This is a genomic window from Klebsiella sp. SWET4 (genome assembly GCF_024296565.1).
Lineage (GTDB): Bacteria > Pseudomonadota > Gammaproteobacteria > Enterobacterales > Enterobacteriaceae > Klebsiella > Klebsiella variicola.
The window spans coordinates 56671-76218 of the sequence record NZ_JANCOB010000004.1; the positions used below are offsets into that span (position 1 = coordinate 56671).

Here is a 19548-nt window from a genome sequence, read left to right on the forward strand (position 1 = left end):
CTTATCACCTAAGCCTTTGCATCAGGCAGTCATTGTCCCCGTCGGGTGCTGGTCGTCGATCATGGCAAGATATTCTGACATCAGGCTATCCGGGACAGGTTTAAACAGGCTGTCCAGCGGAATATTATATTCATTGAGCGTTCCGACTATAATATAGTATTACAGTCAAACGATATCATTTATTAATAACGCAACGAAATACAAAAAGAGGACTAACTCCAAACTTTTGATAATCATCACGCCCAGCAAATTTTGGCACAGGTTGTGACGATTGCCTGAATATAGTCAAGGCATACTGACGATCTCCGCCAACATACCCCCTTAAAACTTTTTCATTACCTTTAACTGGACCTTGAGGATCATAAACAGGGGAGTGGGAATAATAATCAGTTGAATACCAATCATTACTCCATTCGGCTCCACTTAGCCCCATATCGTATAAACCTAGCGGATTCGGAGGATATTTCCCAATTGGATAAATAGGAAAACCATAACCATCTGTGTATTCATCTAATTTCTTTTGTTCAGGTATATTAGAACCAAGCTCGAAATTTCCATTATTAGTCGCAAAAGGAAGATACTGCCCTCTTGACCTTGCCGCATATTCCCATTGTGCTTCTGTCGGTAAATCAATATTTTTATCGGACTCCTTACCTAGCCACTGACAATAATCTTTTGCCTGTTGCCAGGTCACACCAACAGAGTAATCATCTTTTTGCAAGGATGGGTACTCTTTTACCAGAATATTAATGGGAGGTTTTTTTATTCCTGTTATCTGCAGATATTTATTATAATCATCGTTGGTAACTTTAAACTTTGATATCGAAAAATCGCTTAATACAACCTTATGTAATACCTTATCATCCTGGTTTATGCTGAAAGGCAGTTTTTCACCGACTAATGGGCCAAAATCCCCCATTAAGAACTCGCCGCCCTTAACGGGAACCATGTTAGAAAGCAACTTAGCAACAAGCGCTTCAGACAAGGTTTCACGCTTGCCAATACTCTTCTGGTCGCACCCGAGCAGTAAACTGGCGGCAACAGAAGCAACTACGATTAATTTTCTCATCTTATCACCTAAGCCTTTGCATCAGGCAGTCATTGTCCCCGTCGGGTGCTGGTCGTCGATCATGGCAAGATATTCTGACATCAGGCTATCCGGGACAGGTTTAAATAGTCTCTCCGGTTTATTGGAACATTCATTCAACGTTGTTGCTCCGGTTAAAATGATATATGTCACCACCAAACGACATTATTTATTGATGACGCAACGGAAAACATACTGCGGACCAACACCATATTTTTCATAGTCACCATCAACTTCTTCTGGGAGTGGTGAAGCAGATTGTCTAAACATAGTCAATGCGTACTGTCTGTCACCGCCAACATTCCCGCGCAGGACTTTTTTAGTACCCTGCGCAGGCCCCTGAGGATCGTTTACCGGAGAATGAGAGTAATAATCTGCTGCATACCAGTCATTGGTCCATTCAGAGCCACTGAGTCCCATATCATACAGACCTAAGGGGTTTGGCGGGAACTTCCCTATTGGATAAAAAGGAAGTCCAATACCATCAGTATAACTATCCAGTTCGTCCTGGTTCGGGAAATTTTTCCCGGGTAAAAGCTCACCATTGTTGGTAGCAAACGGAAGATACTGCCCTCTGGATCTTGCTGCATACTCCCATTGCGCCTCTGTCGGCAAATCAATTTTTTTACCGGACTCCTTACCTAACCACTGACAATAGTCTTTTGCCTGTTGCCAGGTCACATTTGCTGAATAATCATCGGATAATAAAGATGGATGATTTTTCATAAATGGACCTACCGGCAGTGCTCTTTTATTAGTAAGTTTTGAATACTCTTTATAATTCTTATTAATAACCTTATATTTTGATATTAAAAAATCACTTAACACAACCTTATGTAATACCTTATCATCCTGGTTTATGCTGAAAGGCAGTTTTTCACCGACTAACGGTCCAAAATCTCCCATTAAAAATTCGCCGCCCTGTACGGCGACCATGTCAGAAAGCGACTTAGCAACAAGCGCTTCAGACAAGGTTTTACGCTTTTCAGTACTCTTCTGGTCGCACCCGAGCAGTAAACTGGCGGCAACAGAAGCAACTACGATTAATTTTCTCATCTTATCACCTCAGCCATTGCATCAGGCAGTCATTGTCCCCGTCGGGTGCTGGTCGTCGATCATGGCAAGATATTCTGACATCAGGATATCCGGAATAGGTCTAAATGGTTCATCCGGGCCAACGGAAACCGGAAGGTTATTATGCAATAAGGTGAGCTTTTCGCCATAATTGGTATAGAAAAACAATTTTCGTTCTCCAATGCCTAAAAACTTAATCACATCTTTTTCATTCAATTCTTTATTACCTTTCTTCTCCCCTGGCGACAACGTCAAATGCTGCATAACATTGTTATAATCTGCCTGACTTTGTACCCACTTCAGTGCCATAAACACCGCTTGCTTTCGCCTCTTGAGAGGACCGAGCTTCCAACTGTTAACGGAAAAAAAATCATTATTTTGATTGCGAGGGTCAAGCCAGTCCACCCAATTCTGATCAATTAATGTGGCAATCACTGCCCCTTTTGTTTCTGGAGGAGTATATTTTAGCTGATCCGGATTAGACAAAATACTATACATTAAATCAATTCGTTTTCCCTCATCACTAATCTGATTACTCAAGTTAACTAACACTCTAGTTACATCGATGTACATCGCATCAATTGCCTGTATCCCTTGCGCAGCCATAATAATAGGAATTGCACATAAAGATCGAAAGGCATCCCCTGCCATCATCTGCTCAAGCTTCTGATAATCAACATTCCTTAGCATAAGCATAAAACTCTTCATAAAAGCCGCAAAGCTGCTGCCATCAACTTCAAAACCGACTTCCCCTTTGGCCCCCACTCCCCAACATAAAGCCGCTTTACAGTAAATACGAAAACGTCCCTGAATATAGGTGATATAAAAAACCCCACTTCCCCCAGCGCCTGCCTGCACCGTCATCCCCGCTTCCAGTTTGGCTATCGCGGCAAACTTCTTCTCTTTATTGACAATGGGTTTGTTATCTTTCTCGACACCTATAGCTACTGGCGTATCATCAGGATGCGGGTCAAACCACTCAATTGCACCACTGATATTACCTCCCGCCTGAGCACCAACAAAAACACCAATTTCACCTCCCCCCTGTGCTTCAGGTATCGTTGAGGTCTTTAAATTCACCTGCTGCTGTCCTGGCAACGGTGGAGCAGTCAGGGTTGCAGGACGGCCTTTAATGCCATAGCCCTTTCCCATTTCTCCACTCCAGTCTACTGTCACCCCTAATTCAATTGCAGCACTGGCACCAACGCTACCTGACAATACCAGTTTCATGGCAAAACGCAGCGCTCCCATATTACAGACACCATCCGGTGTCTGTGGCGTCACTTTTTTCGCCGGAAATAAAAGGCTGACACCTAACCTGTCCGGCAGGTACAGGGCCATTTCGGCCTTCGCCTCCCCCAGTGCAAAACTGGCATGACCTTCTATTTTTCCCTCCAGTTTTTTTTCTGACGGATTATATTCCGCTGATGCACCCCCTCCATGGCTGTAGCGCATCAGTTGAGCCTGCGCGCTAATATCAACATACTGGTGATAAACAGATTCGTCGACTTTACCATCCCCCTTTGGCCAGGTCAGAGATTTGTTCATTTCCTCTGCCCAGTGACTGACAATAACATTCGTATCGTCAACAAGATCGAATTTCAGTGAAACAGGTACGTTACTTAGTTGTTTTTTTAGTTCTGCTGTATCTATTTTTCCCTGACGTATGGTTTTATTAACCTGATTACCATTCGCATCCTGAGAAACAATAGTTTTGTTTTTATATTTTATGAAACTGGCTTCACCACTTTCTTTATCAACTTCGCTGAGCTTATATGTTCGCCACTGGTGTTTTATTTTATCGGAACGCACATAAGTTTTCTTGAACCCTTTCACTGTGTTATTTTTAAACGGAATAAGTTCCATTATACCAATGGCAGTATCTTTCATTTTATCATTAAGCAATTCCCCCTCCGGAGGATTCGCTGTTAGTGACATAAGCTCTTTCCGCAAAGCCTGATTTGCTTTGTTTAAGGCTTCATAGGCTTTAGTGATTTCACTTTCAAATTTTCTTGCTGGCACTCTGCCTGCCTGAGTGATTGCTTCAAAATTAATATCATCAAGATTTTTTTGCGCCTGTTTCTGAGTTTCAAGCAAGCCAGACAGAAAATCATGCTCCTGTTCGATAATTTTAGTATCTGAAGCCTCCAGAAAAAGCAATGTTGCGCTACCTGGGTGAAAATAACATTCTGGGCCATATTTTCCTTTTACAACCGTTCCCGTCCCTTGTACCGATGTTTTACTTTTCTCTTCTCCGGTAGCCATATGCTACTCCTTCATTCTTTAAAGTAATTCTATATGCAGGGCATCAGGCAGGGCAGTATAAACTGCAACAGTTTTACCTTCCGCATCGGTCCTGCCTTCAAATACTTTACCTTCACCGGTTGTTATCCTGTACCGGGTAAAAGGTAAAATCTCCCCGGACTCTTCATCTTTTGCAGTAAAAAACTCACTGAAACCGACGGGAAGCTCAGGTTTGTTTGCATCATAATCAGCTGCGCCCATTTTCTGCACATTGGCCGATTTCAGCAGAATATTCCCCGGGCAGCCCAGCTCGATATTGCCACCACTTAGCCTGATATACGCTCCCGCACAGTTGACCACCAGTTCCTTCGCCGCCGTGATTTCCACCCGGCCTTCCACGCTGGTCACGGTGATATCCTTTTTCGCCGTCGCCTCCAGCGCATCATCCTGCGCCTGGATTTCCATCTTTCCCTTCGCCGCAAACAGCTTCATCCCCGCCTTTCGCGCCAGCAGGCTGACGGCTTCTCCCGCCGCCACCGTAAAACGTTTCAGCGCACTGATGTCCGTATTCTGCTGTGACACAATCCCCACGCTGGCGCTACCCGAAGACAACCGTACCGCCTGCGGACTGCTGATGCTCACGCCCTGCGGCGCATTCAGCACTATCCCCGGCTGCGCCAGCTCTTTCAGCGCATCGTTCAGCGTCTGCTGGTTGCCGGTATCCGATGGCAGGGCCTGAGCCGATTCCGCTGCCGACGCCAGGCTTTTCGCAATACCCAGGGCATTTTCAAGCTGCGCAATCGCCTCCTCCATTGCCAGCATCCTGTCGCCTGCCGAAGGCTGTTTATCCGCACTGATAAACACCCCCGCACCGCCCCGGATGCTCACCCATTTATCCGTACGCAGTTCCGCACCCTCGCCCCGCAACTCCCTCTGCGCATTCACGTTATGCCCCAGGTTGAGCTGCGTCTTGCCGCCGTACTCGGTGCTGAGCTTGATATGTTCCTCGCCGCGCTTATCCTCCATTCGCAGCTTATTATTGGCCGGAGTACGAATCACATTGCGGGTGCTGTTTTTCTCCGTCACAGGGTCGACATGCCGCGAGTCATGCAGCGCATGCGCAATATACGGCCGGTCGGGATCGCCTTCGTGGAAAGCAATCGCCACCTCCGTGCCCTGGATCAGCGGAAAGTGAAAGCCGTACACGTCGCCGCCGTAGGGTTTGGCGAGACGCACCGGCATGCTTTCCTGACCCTGCCCTTTCTCATCTCTGTCAGCGTCAAATTTCACCCGGTACAGGCCGGACGCATCCTGCCAGGCGTAGATATCATTCGCTTTCGCGCTGGTCACCCGCGCCGTCATGGTGCCAGTCACCTTCGGGCGCGGCAGCAGCGGCGGACGCCAGCACAATGTTTCGCTGTAGGGCACCGCCAGCAGGGTCACCCGCAGCGCCTCCCGGCGGCTGGCGGTAAAACCGGTACCGGTGATTAACAGCGGATCCTGCACGGGCGCAGGCAGGGTCGGAGGGAGGCTGTCGGTAACGGTCAGCACCTGGGCCGGCGCCAGCCAGGCTGCAGTACTGCTCGCGGTAATAAGCGTCTGGTGAGCCAGAAAACGCTCATGGTCGAGACGGGCATAGAAGTTGGCGGTCTCCGTCTGCGGGTCGATTTTATCGCCACGCTCCAGGTGGCGAAGCTTATAGTGGTATACCTCACCGTAAGTGAGGCCTTCCCCATTTCCCCGGGTCATATCCGCTGTTGCCGACTGGAGAACGCTCTGCGCATCGCGGGGGTTATAATCCCGGGTAGTGACGTTCGCCTCTACGACGTTATGCGTGATGCTCAGACCCCATATCGATTCCGTACCGCTGTCGCTCATCCCGGACGGGCTGTTTACAGGGAGTGTCTTATCGAACATCAGCGCCCGCTGCGCGTCGGCGAAGTGGACCACTTCGCTCTGGGCCTCTTCCTGCAGGGTGAAGAAATAAAATATCCCCACCTCTGCCAGCAGGCGCTGGATAAACGCCAGGTCGCTCTCCTGATACTGATTAATTTGCTCGCGCCGCGGATAGTGTTGCTTGAGATTAAACTCATACTCCCAGTCATGCAGGTGATGTTCCTGCAATACCTGCTCCACCACCTCCGGTACCGATTTATTCACGAAAAAACGATGGCTGCGAAACTGTTTATCCAGCAGGGAGAGAAACGGCTGGAGGGTTATCTGATATTTCGACTGATCTTCTGAACTGCTGATACGCCGGAAGGCAGTCACCACGCCATGGACGCGTTTGCAGTCCGCCAGCTGCTGCAGTGCGCCGCCGCCCATCGTCAGCATGGCGGGTTTGCTCAGGAGCTGTGCGGCATCAATGTTTTTCTCTGCGCTGGTAAACGTAATGGTGTAATAATAAAGTTCACTCAGCTTTTCTGCACCACTGAATTCTTCCACATCCAGCGATGCGGTACATGAAGGAATATCCAGCTGGTAACGGTTAAGGGTGGTGCCGGTAATCATTGAAAAGGTATCCATTATATTCCTGTTTTACTCCGCAGTAATGACCACCAAAAATCAATTAACAGGATGCACTGTTTAATTTTTTTAATGATAATCATCTCATTCATCATAAATATATTTATGTGCATATCGATATCTCAGATACCCCACCAGGAATTTCATAACTAAAAGGAAACCCCAGAGATATTTATATTCACTGACTGAGAAATAAAAAAAGCAGCCAGAAACCGGAACCTTCAACGTTTATCGCCGCCAGCATTTCTCTGGCAATGTCCTTAGCGCTATCTATGCTGAGCGCCTTTATCCCCTCTTTCCTGCGCTTCATCCCCGCAGAGGCCCCGCTTTGCCGACAAGATTGACTGGCTGCAGGCACGCTACCGCCCATCGCTGTTTCCTGTTTATCAGGAACCCGTAGCGCACAGGGTCAGGCAGGCATAATGTTGTTGTTCAACCTCCGCGATCGGGGTCGCGGATTACTCGGTTTCGTTTTTTAAGGCGTCAGCCCCGGCTCCTGACGTATTAGCCGTGCCCGGCGTCAGACAGGCGTCCTTCTGCGGGACCAGACTGATCTCCACCCGGCGATTTTGCGCCCGCCCCTCTGGCGTCTCGTTGCTGGCGACAGGACGACTTGCGCCGTAGCCCTGCACCGCAAAACAGCTCTCCGGCACATCGCCGGTATCGCGCATCCAGTCGCGGACCGCCTCGGCACGCTTCAGGGAGAGTTGTTGATTGGATTTATCGTTGCCGATGCTGTCGGTATGGCCTGCCATCACGATCAGCCAGCCGGGTTTGGCCTTAATGCCCAGCAGCGAGTTCACCAGCAGCTTTGTCGAACCCGGTTTCAGCGTCGATTTGCCGGTATCGAACAGCGCCATGCTATCGAGGCGGATCGTCTGCGGCCCCTGCACAACCTGCTTAATGACCGGACGCACCGGCGGGGGCGGCGCCCAGTCATTGATAGCGGCTTCCACGAAGGGGATCAGCCGCATCCCCTGATACAGCCCCAGCCGGTAACGCAACGGCTCTCCCCGGCGCAGCCAGTCATCCAGCTGGCGGCTGTCGGCACGCAGACGCTGCTGCGCCTGCAGCTTCGGCGTCGGCGGCGTGCCGCTGAGGCGGTGATACACCGCCAGATGATCGCCGACGCTGCGCACCAGGCGCTGGTTGTTGATAAAGGAAGCCAGCATCGCCAGCGCCAGAAAGAGGAAGCCCACGCCAGCGGCAAGACCGGCATCGCGCATCCGGCGGCTGACCCCGTGGCAGTGCGGCAGTGACGACAGAAGAAGATCCGGCAGCGGGTGAGGACCTGGCGCCGCGGCGTTGCCCGGGGAGAGCGTGGTGATCCCGGCGATTTGCTGTTGCCAGAGGTTATTTGCCACCGCTACCACCGGTGTCAGGCAGATGCCCGCGGCACACAGGTTCAGCGGAGGAAGTTCCGCCTGCCGGGCGCGGAATGGCCGGAAAAGAGCGTTTTCGGCCAAGGTCAGAATGCTCTCCAGCCACAGCGTCTGATACAGGCGTGAGGCAGGGCTGCCCTCCCGCTGCCACTCGGCAACCGACTGGGGCGCTTGTCCTTTCTGCTGCACCTGGAGACCAGGCCTCTCCGGCGTGACGGTAAACCAGCGGCTTTCCCCTGCCTGGCCGCCAGGCGGCGTCACCCAGAACACGCTCCACACCGGCGGCAGACCGTTTAGCCAGGTTCGGCACTGAACGATACTCCGTCGCCAGTCGCGCAGCGACTGCGCCAGTTGCTCCCCGGTGGGGTGGTGCTCCGGTACCACTGCCAGCAGCACGGAAACCTGCGATACCAGCGCCGGACGCGCCGCCGCCAGGTACTGCGCCAGCCGCGGCAACTGCTCCGCGCTGTCTCCCCGTAGATACCAGCCGTGACGGGTTTCGCAGTGCGCCGAACGCCCGGGAAACAGACTGTCGGTATCCCCGCAGACCAGAACCACCGCCCCCTGAAAATCCTCGGGCGGCAGGACGATTTCCGATCGCTGACGGCTGACTGCCCGGCGACGCTGACGCCAGAGCGCCGCGCCGCCCGCCAGCAGGATGCACAGACTGAAGATCACCTGGTTGCCGATGGACAGCGGCCAGAAGCCCAGCACCAGCCACAGGGCCAGGATGACGGTCAGTAGCGTAAGCAGACGACGGGCGTTATCACGCATCTCTTATCCCTGCCCTGCTATCTTCGCCACCATCTGTGACAGCACGGCGGAGAAGGTCAACCACAGCGCGGCCAGCGCCACAATGCCAACCGCCCAGCCGCACCAGTACATCCGCCGTCCGCTGCGCAGCCGGGAGGCACGAACCACCACCGGCGCCTCCTGGGTCAGGCTGAACGGCGGGACCCGCGCGCCAAGCGCATGCGCCACGTCCTCACGCCGTTCGTCATCCTGGGCGCGGTACTGCCCGACAAACCCCAGTTGCAAAGTACGATAGAAACAAGTCAGCACTGCCGCATCCGCCGTGGGCTCTCGCAGCAGCTGGCGGATCCGTTCCCAGAGCTCTTCCCCGGCGTTGAGAGTGCTGAAAAAACGCGCCTGCAGCGGATCCTTGCGCCACCTGCGGTAGCCATCATCCTGACTGGCGCGGTTGAGGACGCTCTCATCGAGCAGCGCGCAGTAGGCATAGAGCATCTGCTCAGCGCTGGTGTCACTGATTCCTGCCGCCGTCAGCGCCTCGCGCGCCTCGGTCACCCATCGACAGGCCTGACGATAGAGCGCCTCACCATCGGTCACCGGCTGGCCGCAGCGTAACTGGCTGACCATCAGCCAGCCCGGGTAAAAAGTTTTGTTGATCAGATCGCTTTCAGAGGTATTCATGAGCGCAGTACCGCAAAGAGTTCAAGTTTCACGTCGCCAAGCGATTCCGGGGTATAGAAGGTGCAGTTGCCGGCCTCCAGCATCGCGCGGGCGGCATCGGTGGAGAGATCCAGAGCGAAATATTGGTTTTCCAGACGTAGCGGAATGGCCGCCGGCACGTGGCTCAGCGGTTTGATCGCGATGCCGCTGAGGGCAATGTTGACGACCTCGGCGACATCATCATGGCTACCCGCCTTACAGAGCTGCGGAAAGCGGCTCTGTAGCTGGTGAGGGGGGAGTGAAGAGCGCACCGACAGATAAAAATCCGCCCCCTCGCGCAGTCGCGCATCGTGTAGCCTGCCCCGCCAGATCTCCCGGTCGGCTCCCTGCTCCAGAGCGATGGCGATCACCCTTGAGGGCAGGCTGACTTCGAGCAGCGTATCCAGCAGGGCAAACAGCGGCGGGAATACCTGCTCTGGCGAGGCATGCCGGTAGCGGGGGATTGCTTCCAGATGATGTTCAAGGGAGAAAGTCAGCAGACTGCCGGCCAGCCTGGCCAGTTCACGATAGAGCAGCTCCGGATGGCGCGAAGGGTCCTGATGCAGCTCGCTGAGCACCGGCTCGGCGCTGTTCAGCGCGTTGAGCAGCCAGAACAGGGAAACATCCGCCACGGCAAAATCAGCCATTCGCGCATTACTTTCACGGCGCATGGCCATCAGGCGTCTGCGTCGGGCCTGCAGGCGATGTAACAGCTCGCCCAGCTCACTGACCAGCGTCGGGCTTGCCGCCAGCGACAGCAGCGGCGGGATGAATTCCGGGTCAACGATCCACTGTCCCTGGGCGTCGCGTACCAGACGCGCTACCGGGCAGGTAAGGAAGGCCGCATTTTCCTCGGTGGAGAGACGCAGCGTCAGCGCGTGCCGCAGAACGGCCAGCTCGCTGCGTTCATGGCCGGCCAGCTCCTGCACGGTCACCTGCTCGGCGCGCCAGCGGCGCGGGCGGGCGCTCTCCTGGCCGTCATCAAGATTGCCGCCGCTGGCGCTGAGCAGCGGCAGAGCAAGCACAACCTCCACGCTGTCCAGCATCACGCCCGAGACATCACGGACCGGTGGCAGAGTATCCGCCAGCTCGGTGTCAATCAGCGTTCCGTCGGCGAAACGCACGATCAGCCGGGTGGCGTTGAGCCGGGAAAGGGTGAGCGCGCTGGCGTCAAACTCCGCGCGCAATACCCCCCACGGGTGGGCGAGCGCCATGCGGGAGACCGTATCGGCGACGTGCGCATCCCAGCGAGCCTGTTGCTGAAACTGCTGCGGGACCAGAAAAGCCCCGTCGCGCCATAATGGGCGGAAAATCTTCATTGCACCTCCTGTGCCTTTCGCTTTCATCTGTTTGCAGACAGGACCAAATGCCGCGGCGGATATCCTTCATCCGCCGTACGTTCGCCTCAGCCTCTGCCTTTGCTCTGGCCTGTTCATCACTAGCGGTTTTTCTCCCGAACGTCGTTCGGCTCGATTTATTGCCTGCCGCTTCAGGGAAAGGAAATATCAACTCTGCCAGCGAGGGTTTAGAAGTCAGATGGTATTCTTTGTACAAGGGAGGTTTATCATAAAGCGAAAAAGCCAGGGGAGGTAACGCCTGGCCCTAAATAATATCTGAATTCAACCTACGGCTGCTTTTATGGCTCTTGTTTAATCCATTGAGAAGGAATATTCCATAAGCTATCGTTTTATTATTTCCCCATTGAATGTTAATTAGCGAATTAGTCTCTCCGTCAGGCTTATTTATATTGATCTTAAATATAAATAATAATAAAAATATCATCGCAATCGATATACCTTCATTAGCGCCGAGGCCAAAGCGTTCCCCAGCATCAGAGAGATGCCCGGAGGAGTGCCCCGCCCCACCCGGCCATTGCCAGGCGCTGAATTACGCCGTATTTTGGTTTTCCGCTCCGCTGTGGGCGGGTATCAGGGCGAACGAGAGAGAGAAAATGAAACCGCTATTTGTCTATGGGACGCTCTGTCCCGGTCGCAGCAATGCGCACATTCTGGAGGCGATCGGGGGCGAGTGGCGTCCCGGCTACGTCACCGGCACCTTTTACGCGCGCGGCTGGGGCGCCGCCGCCGATTTTCCGGGTATCGTCCTCGACGCTCACGGCCCGCGGGTCAACGGCTATCTGTTCCTGTCCGATCGGCTGGCGGCGCACTGGCCCATGCTGGACGACTTTGAGGAGGGGTACGATCGGGTGCCGGTGGAGGTGACCACCGACGATGGAAAGCAGGTCAGCGCCTGGATTTATCAGCTTCAGCCCCGGGAGTAATCCCCGCCGCGAACGCGCTGTACAATACAGCAGCCCAGCGCGTTCACGGCTTTGCGGTCAGTCCGCCAGGCTTTCCGCCACTGGAGTCACCAGCGCCTTCTTCTCAGCCCAGCAGGCAACGTTATCGAGCACCAGTTGCGCCATCGCCGCGCGGGTACTCCAGGTGGCGCTGGCCATATGCGGTGTGACGACCACATTACTGCGCTGCAGCAGCCCGGCCGGTACCGCCGGTTCATGGCTGAAGACATCCAGCCCCGCCCCGGCGATAATCCCGCTCTCCAGCGCGGCAACCAGCGCGGGCTCATCAATCACGCTGCCGCGCGAGATATTGATGAGGATCCCTTTCTCCCCCAGCGCCGCCAGCACCGGCTGGTTAATGAGCCCCTGGTTTGCCGCCGTTCCCGGCGTGCAGATAACCAGAAAATCACTCTCCGCGGCCAGGGTCAGCAGATCTTCCCGCCAGGCATAATTTAGCGCCGGGAGACGCTTGCGGTCATGATAAGCAATCTGCATGGCGAACCCCTCGCAGCGCCGGGCGATGGCCTGGCCGATGCGCCCCATGCCCACGATGCCGACCCGCGAACCGGAGACTTTTTGCGTCCACGGAAAACCGCCCGCCGCCCACTCGCCCGCTTCGATAAACTTGTGGGCGGCGACGATCTGCCGCGAGGTCGCCAGCATCAGGCCCAGCGCCAGATCCGCCACATCGTCGGTTAACACCCCTGGCGTATGGCTGACCCGCACCTGGTGCTCAGCGGCCGCCTGCACATCCACGCCGTCATAGCCGACGCCAAAGACGGCGATCAGCTCCAGCGCAGGCAGGCTGGCGATCAGCTCTCGCGTCACGGTGGCTTCGCCGTTGGTGATGAGCACGGTAAAGGTGCCGGCCAGCGCGCGAAAGTCGGCGTCAGTGAGTGCGGTCAGCTCCACGAGGTGATAGCGTCGCGCCAGTTCCGCGGTCAGGGCATCCGGGAGCGAAGCCTGTTTTAACACGTTCAGTTTCATAGCTTATCTTCTTTCAGAGTGTGGAAGGCGGAGGGTTTCTGGCCGCTCCGGGAGACGATGATGCCGATAACTCCGCCGAGGGCCAGCGCCACGGCGACGATCAGCAGTCCGGAGTGATAGCTGTTGGTCAGGTCCTTAATCTTCCCGAGCAGCGGCGGCAAGCCTAAGCCGACAAAATTGGCGATGGTGTTGATAAATGCAATGGAGGCCGCGGCCGCCACGCCCGCCAGCTTCTCGGTGGTCACCGCCCAGAACACCGGCGTTAGCGCGAAATTAAAGCCCACGGTGAGCACCAGCAGCAGATAGGCAACCAGCAGGTTGCCGGCATAGATGGCGACAGCCAGCGAGAGACCGGCCAGAATCAGCGGCAGCCCCATATGCCACGCCCGCTCGCCGGTCAGATCCGAATGACGGCCATTGAGGTACATAAACAGGCAGGCGAAAATAAACGGCACCGCGGACAGCAGACTAATAACCACATCGCTCTGCTCGCTGGCCATACTTTTGAGGATCAGCGGTAAGAAAAGCGTGATGCCGATGGAGCCGAACGCCTGCAGAAACCAGACCAGACTCAGCAGGAGTACCACTTTATTTTTCAGCGCACTGAACCAGGAGGCGTGTTGATTAACTACCGCGCCGCGGTTATCAGCGGCAATCTGCGCCGTCAGCCAGCCTTTCTCCGCCTCAGAGAGCCAGGCCGCCTTTTGCGGGCTGGAAGGTAGCAGCCAGAGCACCAGCGCCCCCAGCACGATGGCGGGAACCCCTTCAATGGCGAACAGCCAGCGCCAGCCGGCAACATCGGCAATGCCATGCATATTTAAAATCAGCCCCGAGACGGGCAGCCCGATGATCGACGCCAGCACCGATCCCATATAAAAGAACGACATCGCCCGTGCCCGGTTGCGCTTCGGAAACCAGCAGGAGATATAGTAAATAATCCCTGGGGTGAATCCCGCCTCCGCCATGCCGAGTAAAAAACGCATAATATAGAGCTGGGTCGGCGTCTGGACGAACGCCATGCCGGCGCTCACCATTCCCCAGGTGATCATTATTCTGGCGATCCAGATCCGCGCCCCCACCCGGGTCATGATCAGGTTGCTGGGAATTTCGAAAATAATATAGGAAATATAAAACATGCCGACCCCAAGGCCGTACATGCTGGCCGTTAATCCCAGATCGGCGTTCATTTGCAGCGCGGCAATGGAAATATTGGTTTTATCAAGATTGGCGACAAAATAGCAGATAATAATAAAGGGGATGATTTTGCTGTTTAGCTTTTTTAATGTAGAAGTACAGAGTTCAATGCTCATAATAATAACCCCATGACTTTGCCTCGGGCAGGGGAAGACCGCCCGCGCCAGGCAAAGATTGATATTAAGAATCGCAGCAGGTATTAACCGGGGACTACCACTCGGCGACCACGCCATCGGCAAGGCGCCAGACGGGGTTCCGCCAGTCAGGAGCGCGTCGGCTCATCTCAATCACTTTCTCTTCGTCGATATCGACCCCCAGCCCCGGCTTCATTAACGGCTTAAAGTACCCCCCCTCCATATTGAAATCGGCTTTGTTTTTCACGAAGTCGAGTAACTCGGCGCCCTGGTTATAGTGTATCCCCATGCTCTGCTCCTGGAAGACAGCGTTGTAGGAAACAAAGTCCACGTGCAGACAGGCGGCCAGCGCGATGGGGCCTAACGGGCAGTGCGGAGCCAGCGACACGTCCGCCGCTTCCGCCATACCGGCGATTTTGAAGCATTCGGTGATGCCGCCAGCGTGAGAGAGATCGGGCTGCAAAATAGCCAGGCCGCCGGCCTCCAGCACCCGCTTGAACTCAAAGCGCGAGAACATGCGCTCGCCGGCGGCCAGCGGGATCGCGGTTTGCGCCGCCAGCCGCGGGTAGTACTCCGCCTGCTCGGCCAGCACCGGCTCTTCGATAAACAGCGGCCGATAGGGTTCCAGCTCTTTAATCAGCAGTTTCGCCATCGGCGCGCTGACGCGGCCATGAAAATCGAGGCCAAATTCAATGTCGTTACCAAATGCTTCGCGGATCTGCGCCACCGTGTTCACCGCCGCATCCACCGTGCGCGAACTGTCAATCATCCCCATTTCCTGACAGCCGTTGAGTTTGAAGGTATCAAACCCCATCCCGCGCAGCGTGTTAATCCCGGCAATGACCTCGGCAGGTCTATCTCCTCCCACCCAGCTGTAGGCTTTGATTTTATCGCGCACCAGGCCGCCCAGCAGCTGCCAGACCGGCGCATTTAACGCCTTCCCTTTAATGTCCCACAGCGCCTGGTCAATACCGGCGATCGCGCTCATCAGGATCGGTCCGCCGCGATAAAAGCCGGCGCGGTACATAACCTGCCACAGATCGTTGATCCGCGCCGGATCCTGGCCAATCAGATAGTCCCCCAGCTCATGTACCGCCGCCTCCACGGTGCGCGCCCGGCCTTCGACGATCGGCTCGCCCCAGCCGACTATCCCCTCGTCGGTTTCAATCTTGAGGAACATCCAGCGCGGGGGTAAACGCCAGGTGGTCAGTTTGGTTATTTTCATTTCACAGCCTCTTGATACGCCCTAACAAATGCGGCGGCCTGCTCTGCGGTCCGCGTTACCGGCTGACCGGCGCGATAGAGATCGCTGCCCAGCCCCGCGCCCGCACAACCGGCCTCGATCCATTGCGCCAGGTTTTCCGGCGTGACGCCGCCGACGGCAAATACCGGCACCGACGCGGGCAAAACCGCTTTCAGCGCCCTGATATAGTCGGGGCCAAACGCCGAAGAGGGAAAAATCTTCAGCGCCTGCGCCCCGGCCTCCAGCGCGGTAAACGCCTCGCTTGCCGTCGCGCAGCCGGCGCAGACGGTCATCCCGTGCCCGACGGCCCGGCGGATCACCGCCGGCTGCACATTGGGGGTCACCACCAGCCGCGCCCCAAGCTGCGCCAGCCGATCGACCTGCGCTTCCTGCAGCACCGTTCCGGCGCCAATCAGCGCCTGCGCGCCGTAGGCCTCGACCACGGCCGGGATGCTCTGCTGCCATTGCGGTGAATTGAGCGGGATCTCCACGGTGTCGAACCCGGCGGCGATCGCCGCACCGACGTGCGCCAGCGCCTCGTCAGGGGTGATGCCGCGCAGAATAGCGATCAGCGGAAGTGAGGTTTGCCACTGCATGTACGATGCTCCTTATACCAGCCAGAAAGGCATCGTCGCCCGACACTGTCGTCACCTGGCGGCCCAGCAGCTGAAATGCCTGCTGATAGCGCGCGGAGAGGGACGGGCCGGCAACGATCGCGATAGCCTGTTCGTCGGCAATGAAGGCGCGCATGCTGGCCACCTCCGCGCCAATTAACAGGCCGGATAGATACTCGCTCACCTGCTCCCGGGCCAGCGCCCCCAACAGGTGCGCGGCGCGGGTCTCAAAAAGCTGTGGCAACACCGCGGGCGCGGCCAGGCCGCGCGCCAGCCCGGCGTGAAACGCCGCCGGCGCAGCCTGCTGCTCGGGTAATCCCGCACCGATCAGGGAGTGCGTCAGCAGCAGATGGTGCAGTTCGCCGGTCATCACCGTGCGAAAGTCCTCAATCCGCCGGCCGTCGGTTTTGACCCATTTGCAATGGGTGCCGGGCATGACGTACACCGCCGCAGGGGCCAGCAGGCGTGCGCCGAGGAGCTGTGTCTCTTCGCCGCGCATGACGTTGTGGTGGTCTTCGCGGGAAGTGCAAAGCCCGGGGACAATCCAGATCCCTTCATCTACGGCGGTCAACTGGTTGCCAATGGCCGTGAAATCGGCGGGAAGCGGTAAATAGGGCGCGTTCTTCCAGCCCACGTTGCTGCCTACCATTCCCGCCATGACCACTGGGGTACGCCCCTCGCGCCAGCCATGGATTTGTGTCGCTAACACTGCTGCCGGCGATTGACCGTTCAGGCGGGCGATCCCCGCCGCCGACTGTCGGCTGTCGAGGCAGCGTTCGCCCTCAAACAGCCAGGCGCGAAAATTGGTCGATCCCCAGTCAACAGCGATGTAGCGAGATGTCATGTGATTTCCTTCAGTCTTCGTGTCGAGCTGGCGATCATGGTGAGCGCCGCCTGCTCTGCCGCGTTGCTGTCCTGATGGCGAATCGCATCGAACAGCGCTTTATGTTCCTGGAGCGTTTGCGGCATGTTGGCCTCATCCCCCATCCAGGTCCGTTCAAATATCGCGCGCTGCAGCGAGCTAATCGCCACGCTGAGCTGCTGCAGCACCGGGTTATGCACTGACGCCAGCACCGCTTCGTGATAGCGAATGTCGGCTTCATTAAAGGCATCGCGCTGCTGGTTGTTGGCGATCATGTCATTCAGCGCCGCCTCAATCTGCGCCAGATCGCTGGAGGTGGCCCGCTCTGCCGCCCAGCGGGCTATCGCCGGCTCCACCAGATTACGCACTTCGCTCATCGCCGCGATGAGCCCCGGGTCTTCATCCTGTTCCAGCGCCCATTGCAATACGTCGCTGTCGAGGAAATTCCACTGGCTGCGCGGCGCGACGAAGGCGCCGCGATAGCGTTTCATCTCAATCAAGCGCTTCGCCTCCAGCGAGCGAAAGACTTCGCGGATGATGTTGCGGGAGGTGGCAAACTCCTCGCACAGGTCAGCCTCCGCCGGCAGCGCCGCGCCGGGAAGATATTTGCCGCTCACAATCTGGCGGCCCAGGGTCACCATCAGCCGATCGGTTTTAGTCAGGTTCATAGCGTGTCCTTAACGGGGTTATGCCCGGTTACTTTACTCCGTTCAGCGCATTTCCACCCAGTCTGGTAGTACAAACGTGAACCTGTTCATCCTTGCCTGTGACACATAGTAGTACCATTAATAAAAATTGTACTACAATCCAGATCACAAAAAAGACAATCCATCACAAAAAAGGATCGTCGACATGCCAAAAATGGTGGCGACGATCCTTCGCCGGGGACGGGAAAGATGGGCCTGCGAGGCTGGGTTAACGCGGCTTCGGCGGGGGGCTGTCAGGCTAATCGGGGTAACGAACGGTGGGTAGTCTGGCGTCGTTTCGGCCAATGCAGGTATACTTGGCAGATGTTTCCTCAGTTTCAGACACGCAGATGACAAAACTCACCTTACAAGAGCAGATGCTCAAAGCCGGCCTGGTCAGCAGCAAAAAAATGGCTAAAGTCCAGAGGACGGCAAAAAAATCCCGCGTTCAGGCCCGTGAGGCCCGGGAAGCGGTGGAAGAAAATAAAAAAGCTCAGCTGGAGCGCGATAAGCAGCTCAGCGAGCAGCAAAAGCAGGCGGTGCTGGCGAAAGAGTATAAAGCCCAGGTGAAGCAGCTGATCGAGATGAACCGCATTACGGTCGCCCGGGGCGATATCGGCTTTAACTTCACCGATAATAATCTGATCAAAAAAATCATGGTCGACAAGACCACCCAGACCCAGCTGATTAACGGCCGTCTGGCGATTGCCCGCCTGGCGGTGGATAACAAGCCCGAAGGTGAATATGCGATTATTCCGGCGGTGGTGGCCGAGAAAATCGCCCAGCGCGACGCCAGCAGCATCGTGTTGCACAGCGCCCTGAGTCAGGATGAGCAGGATGAAGACGATCCGTACGCCGACTTTAAGGTGCCCGACGATCTGATGTGGTAACCCCGGTTCTCTCGCCGCGGGCAATCAAAACGGGCTCGCCTGCTGGATATGCATCGGCTCATGGCTGACGGGGTGGACAAAGCGCAGTTCGCTGGCGTGCAGCATCAGCCGCGGAGCCTGTTCCGTGCCGGGCAGCTCCCGGCCACCGTACAAATCGCAGCCAAGGATCGGATAGCCCAGCAGCTGGCAGTGGATGCGCAGCTGATGGGTGCGCCCGGTCTCCGGGGTAAGCGCCACCCGGGTTAACGCCAGCGCCCTCTCCCCATCCCGTGACTGATACAGGCGGTCAATGACCCGATAGCGCGAACGCGCCGGTTTGCCGTGCCGGGCGCAGAGCGACATGCGCGGGAAACGGGCCGGATCTTTGGCGATTGCCGCCTCCACTATCCCCTCATCTTCCGCCAGGTGGCCGCACAGCAGCGCCGTATAGACCTTTGCCACCGTGCGCTGGCTGAACTGTTGGCACAGCAAGGCGTTAACGTCTTTGTTGCGGGCTACCACCATCAGACCGGAGGTACCGAAGTCCAGGCGGTGCACCAGGGTGCAGCCCGGAAAGCGCTGAACCAGCCGGTGATGCACGGAGTCAAGGTTGCGCGGATCTTTGCCCGACAGGCTCAGCAGCCCGGCGGGTTTATTGATCAACAGCAGGTGTTCGTCCTGATACAAGAGGGTGATCTGTTCGCGGCACGGCGGCGCGACAAAGGTATCGATAATGGTGGACATCAGGCGGCCCGAAGAAGGAGTGGCTGGCGATAGTACCCCATTTTGGCCGCCGGCACGATGCTGGCGCACAATCCGCCCTCGCGGCGGCGTCATTTATCACCCACACTTATCGTAAAGGCATGGTCTGCGCAGGCAATGTGCTTTACACTGCGCG

At 56.1% G+C, this 19548-nt stretch carries 17 protein-coding genes and 3 pseudogenes; 2 read left to right on the plus strand and 18 right to left on the minus strand.

Annotated features, from left to right (window positions below; translation table 11 throughout):
* Positions 1 to 21 precede the first annotated feature (21 nt).
* From NKJ21_RS11580 to tssK, 11 genes and pseudogenes are all read right to left on the minus strand, one after another.
* Entirely contained in the window at positions 22 to 123 is a 102-nt protein-coding gene (locus NKJ21_RS11580; RefSeq protein ID WP_071787070.1) for a hypothetical protein, read from the minus strand.
* A 52-nt stretch (positions 124 to 175) separates the two neighbouring features.
* The gene (locus NKJ21_RS11585) at positions 176 to 1069 is read right to left on the minus strand and encodes an SUMF1/EgtB/PvdO family nonheme iron enzyme (RefSeq protein WP_239270516.1); all 894 of its coding nucleotides are present in this window, start codon (positions 1067 to 1069) and stop codon (positions 176 to 178) included.
* Between the two features lie 21 nt (positions 1070 to 1090).
* Positions 1091 to 1207 (minus strand): hypothetical protein, encoded by a 117-nt coding sequence (locus NKJ21_RS11590; RefSeq protein ID WP_004217423.1) that lies wholly within the window; start codon positions 1205 to 1207, stop codon positions 1091 to 1093.
* 45 nt (positions 1208 to 1252) lie between these two features.
* Entirely contained in the window at positions 1253 to 2143 is an 891-nt protein-coding gene (locus NKJ21_RS11595; RefSeq protein ID WP_109848624.1) for an SUMF1/EgtB/PvdO family nonheme iron enzyme, read from the minus strand.
* A 21-nt stretch (positions 2144 to 2164) separates the two neighbouring features.
* A pseudogene (locus NKJ21_RS11600) lies at positions 2165 to 2242 on the minus strand (hypothetical protein); the annotation flags it as partial.
* Between the two features lie 218 nt (positions 2243 to 2460).
* Positions 2461 to 3523 (minus strand): annotated as a pseudogene (locus tag NKJ21_RS11605) (hypothetical protein).
* Positions 3524 to 4444: 921 nt separating this feature from the next.
* A complete protein-coding gene (locus NKJ21_RS11610) occupies positions 4445 to 6931 on the minus strand; it encodes a type VI secretion system Vgr family protein (RefSeq protein ID WP_064171076.1) in 2487 nt (828 codons plus the stop codon).
* 149 nt (positions 6932 to 7080) lie between these two features.
* A pseudogene (locus NKJ21_RS11615) lies at positions 7081 to 7205 on the minus strand (hypothetical protein).
* A 184-nt stretch (positions 7206 to 7389) separates the two neighbouring features.
* Positions 7390 to 9087 carry an OmpA family protein gene (locus tag NKJ21_RS11620; RefSeq protein ID WP_239270517.1) on the minus strand — a complete coding sequence of 566 codons (1698 nt, stop codon included), beginning with the start codon at positions 9085 to 9087 and terminating at the stop codon, positions 7390 to 7392.
* 3 nt (positions 9088 to 9090) lie between these two features.
* Positions 9091 to 9744: a type VI secretion system protein TssL, short form gene (gene tssL, locus NKJ21_RS11625; RefSeq protein ID WP_012541320.1), complete on the minus strand. Its 654-nt coding sequence runs from the start codon at positions 9742 to 9744 to the stop codon at positions 9091 to 9093.
* The gene (gene tssK / locus NKJ21_RS11630; protein ID WP_023340376.1) at positions 9741 to 11081 is read right to left on the minus strand and encodes a type VI secretion system baseplate subunit TssK; all 1341 of its coding nucleotides are present in this window, start codon (positions 11079 to 11081) and stop codon (positions 9741 to 9743) included. The genes tssL and tssK overlap by 4 nt, the downstream gene beginning before the upstream one ends.
* A gap of 632 nt (positions 11082 to 11713) precedes the next feature.
* Here tssK and NKJ21_RS11635 point away from each other — a divergent pair.
* Complete coding sequence (locus NKJ21_RS11635; RefSeq protein WP_254732905.1) at positions 11714 to 12043, plus strand: gamma-glutamylcyclotransferase family protein; 330 nt, start codon at positions 11714 to 11716, stop codon at positions 12041 to 12043.
* A 57-nt stretch (positions 12044 to 12100) separates the two neighbouring features.
* Here NKJ21_RS11635 and NKJ21_RS11640 read toward each other — a convergent pair whose 3' ends face one another.
* The 6 genes from NKJ21_RS11640 to dgoR form a co-directional block, all read right to left on the minus strand.
* A complete protein-coding gene (locus tag NKJ21_RS11640; protein ID WP_008804356.1) occupies positions 12101 to 13048 on the minus strand; it encodes a 2-hydroxyacid dehydrogenase in 948 nt (315 codons plus the stop codon).
* Positions 13045 to 14358 (minus strand): MFS transporter, encoded by a 1314-nt coding sequence (locus NKJ21_RS11645; RefSeq protein WP_008804355.1) that lies wholly within the window; start codon positions 14356 to 14358, stop codon positions 13045 to 13047. The genes NKJ21_RS11640 and NKJ21_RS11645 overlap by 4 nt, the downstream gene beginning before the upstream one ends.
* A gap of 94 nt (positions 14359 to 14452) precedes the next feature.
* The gene (dgoD, locus tag NKJ21_RS11650; RefSeq protein WP_008804354.1) at positions 14453 to 15601 is read right to left on the minus strand and encodes a galactonate dehydratase; all 1149 of its coding nucleotides are present in this window, start codon (positions 15599 to 15601) and stop codon (positions 14453 to 14455) included.
* Complete coding sequence (locus NKJ21_RS11655; protein ID WP_023340379.1) at positions 15598 to 16215, minus strand: 2-dehydro-3-deoxy-6-phosphogalactonate aldolase; 618 nt, start codon at positions 16213 to 16215, stop codon at positions 15598 to 15600. The genes dgoD and NKJ21_RS11655 overlap by 4 nt, the downstream gene beginning before the upstream one ends.
* The gene (locus NKJ21_RS11660; protein WP_012541312.1) at positions 16160 to 17077 is read right to left on the minus strand and encodes a 2-dehydro-3-deoxygalactonokinase; all 918 of its coding nucleotides are present in this window, start codon (positions 17075 to 17077) and stop codon (positions 16160 to 16162) included. The genes NKJ21_RS11655 and NKJ21_RS11660 overlap by 56 nt, the downstream gene beginning before the upstream one ends.
* Positions 17074 to 17763: a D-galactonate utilization transcriptional regulator DgoR gene (gene dgoR, locus NKJ21_RS11665; protein WP_022066201.1), complete on the minus strand. Its 690-nt coding sequence runs from the start codon at positions 17761 to 17763 to the stop codon at positions 17074 to 17076. The genes NKJ21_RS11660 and dgoR overlap by 4 nt, the downstream gene beginning before the upstream one ends.
* A gap of 368 nt (positions 17764 to 18131) precedes the next feature.
* On the opposite strand from dgoR, the gene NKJ21_RS11670 reads away from it, so the two are divergent.
* Positions 18132 to 18671 carry a DUF2058 domain-containing protein gene (locus NKJ21_RS11670; protein WP_012967804.1) on the plus strand — a complete coding sequence of 180 codons (540 nt, stop codon included), beginning with the start codon at positions 18132 to 18134 and terminating at the stop codon, positions 18669 to 18671.
* A 24-nt stretch (positions 18672 to 18695) separates the two neighbouring features.
* Here the strand turns inward: NKJ21_RS11670 and NKJ21_RS11675 are convergent, their stop codons facing one another.
* Positions 18696 to 19394 (minus strand): RluA family pseudouridine synthase, encoded by a 699-nt coding sequence (locus NKJ21_RS11675; RefSeq protein WP_023322865.1) that lies wholly within the window; start codon positions 19392 to 19394, stop codon positions 18696 to 18698.
* Positions 19395 to 19548: the final 154 nt, after the last annotated feature.

Bases quoted from the DNA above. Each gene is read 5' to 3' on its own strand.
- NKJ21_RS11585 (WP_239270516.1), bottom strand. From the start codon at position 1,069: ATGAGAAAATTAATCGTAGTTGCTTCTGTTGCCGCCAGTTTACTGCTC.
- NKJ21_RS11595 (WP_109848624.1), bottom strand. From the start codon at position 2,143: ATGAGAAAATTAATCGTAGTTGCTTCTGTTGCCGCCAGTTTACTGCTC.
- NKJ21_RS11610 (WP_064171076.1), bottom strand. From the start codon at position 6,931: ATGGATACCTTTTCAATGATTACCGGCACCACCCTTAACCGTTACCAG.
- NKJ21_RS11620 (WP_239270517.1), bottom strand. From the start codon at position 9,087: ATGCGTGATAACGCCCGTCGTCTGCTTACGCTACTGACCGTCATCCTG.
- tssL (WP_012541320.1), bottom strand. From the start codon at position 9,744: ATGAATACCTCTGAAAGCGATCTGATCAACAAAACTTTTTACCCGGGC.
- tssK (WP_023340376.1), bottom strand. From the start codon at position 11,081: ATGAAGATTTTCCGCCCATTATGGCGCGACGGGGCTTTTCTGGTCCCG.
- NKJ21_RS11635 (WP_254732905.1), top strand. From the start codon at position 11,714: ATGAAACCGCTATTTGTCTATGGGACGCTCTGTCCCGGTCGCAGCAAT.
- NKJ21_RS11640 (WP_008804356.1), bottom strand. From the start codon at position 13,048: ATGAAACTGAACGTGTTAAAACAGGCTTCGCTCCCGGATGCCCTGACC.
- NKJ21_RS11645 (WP_008804355.1), bottom strand. From the start codon at position 14,358: ATGAGCATTGAACTCTGTACTTCTACATTAAAAAAGCTAAACAGCAAA.
- dgoD (WP_008804354.1), bottom strand. From the start codon at position 15,601: ATGAAAATAACCAAACTGACCACCTGGCGTTTACCCCCGCGCTGGATG.
- NKJ21_RS11655 (WP_023340379.1), bottom strand. From the start codon at position 16,215: ATGCAGTGGCAAACCTCACTTCCGCTGATCGCTATTCTGCGCGGCATC.
- NKJ21_RS11660 (WP_012541312.1), bottom strand. From the start codon at position 17,077: ATGACATCTCGCTACATCGCTGTTGACTGGGGATCGACCAATTTTCGC.
- dgoR (WP_022066201.1), bottom strand. From the start codon at position 17,763: ATGAACCTGACTAAAACCGATCGGCTGATGGTGACCCTGGGCCGCCAG.
- NKJ21_RS11670 (WP_012967804.1), top strand. From the start codon at position 18,132: ATGACAAAACTCACCTTACAAGAGCAGATGCTCAAAGCCGGCCTGGTC.
- NKJ21_RS11675 (WP_023322865.1), bottom strand. From the start codon at position 19,394: ATGTCCACCATTATCGATACCTTTGTCGCGCCGCCGTGCCGCGAACAG.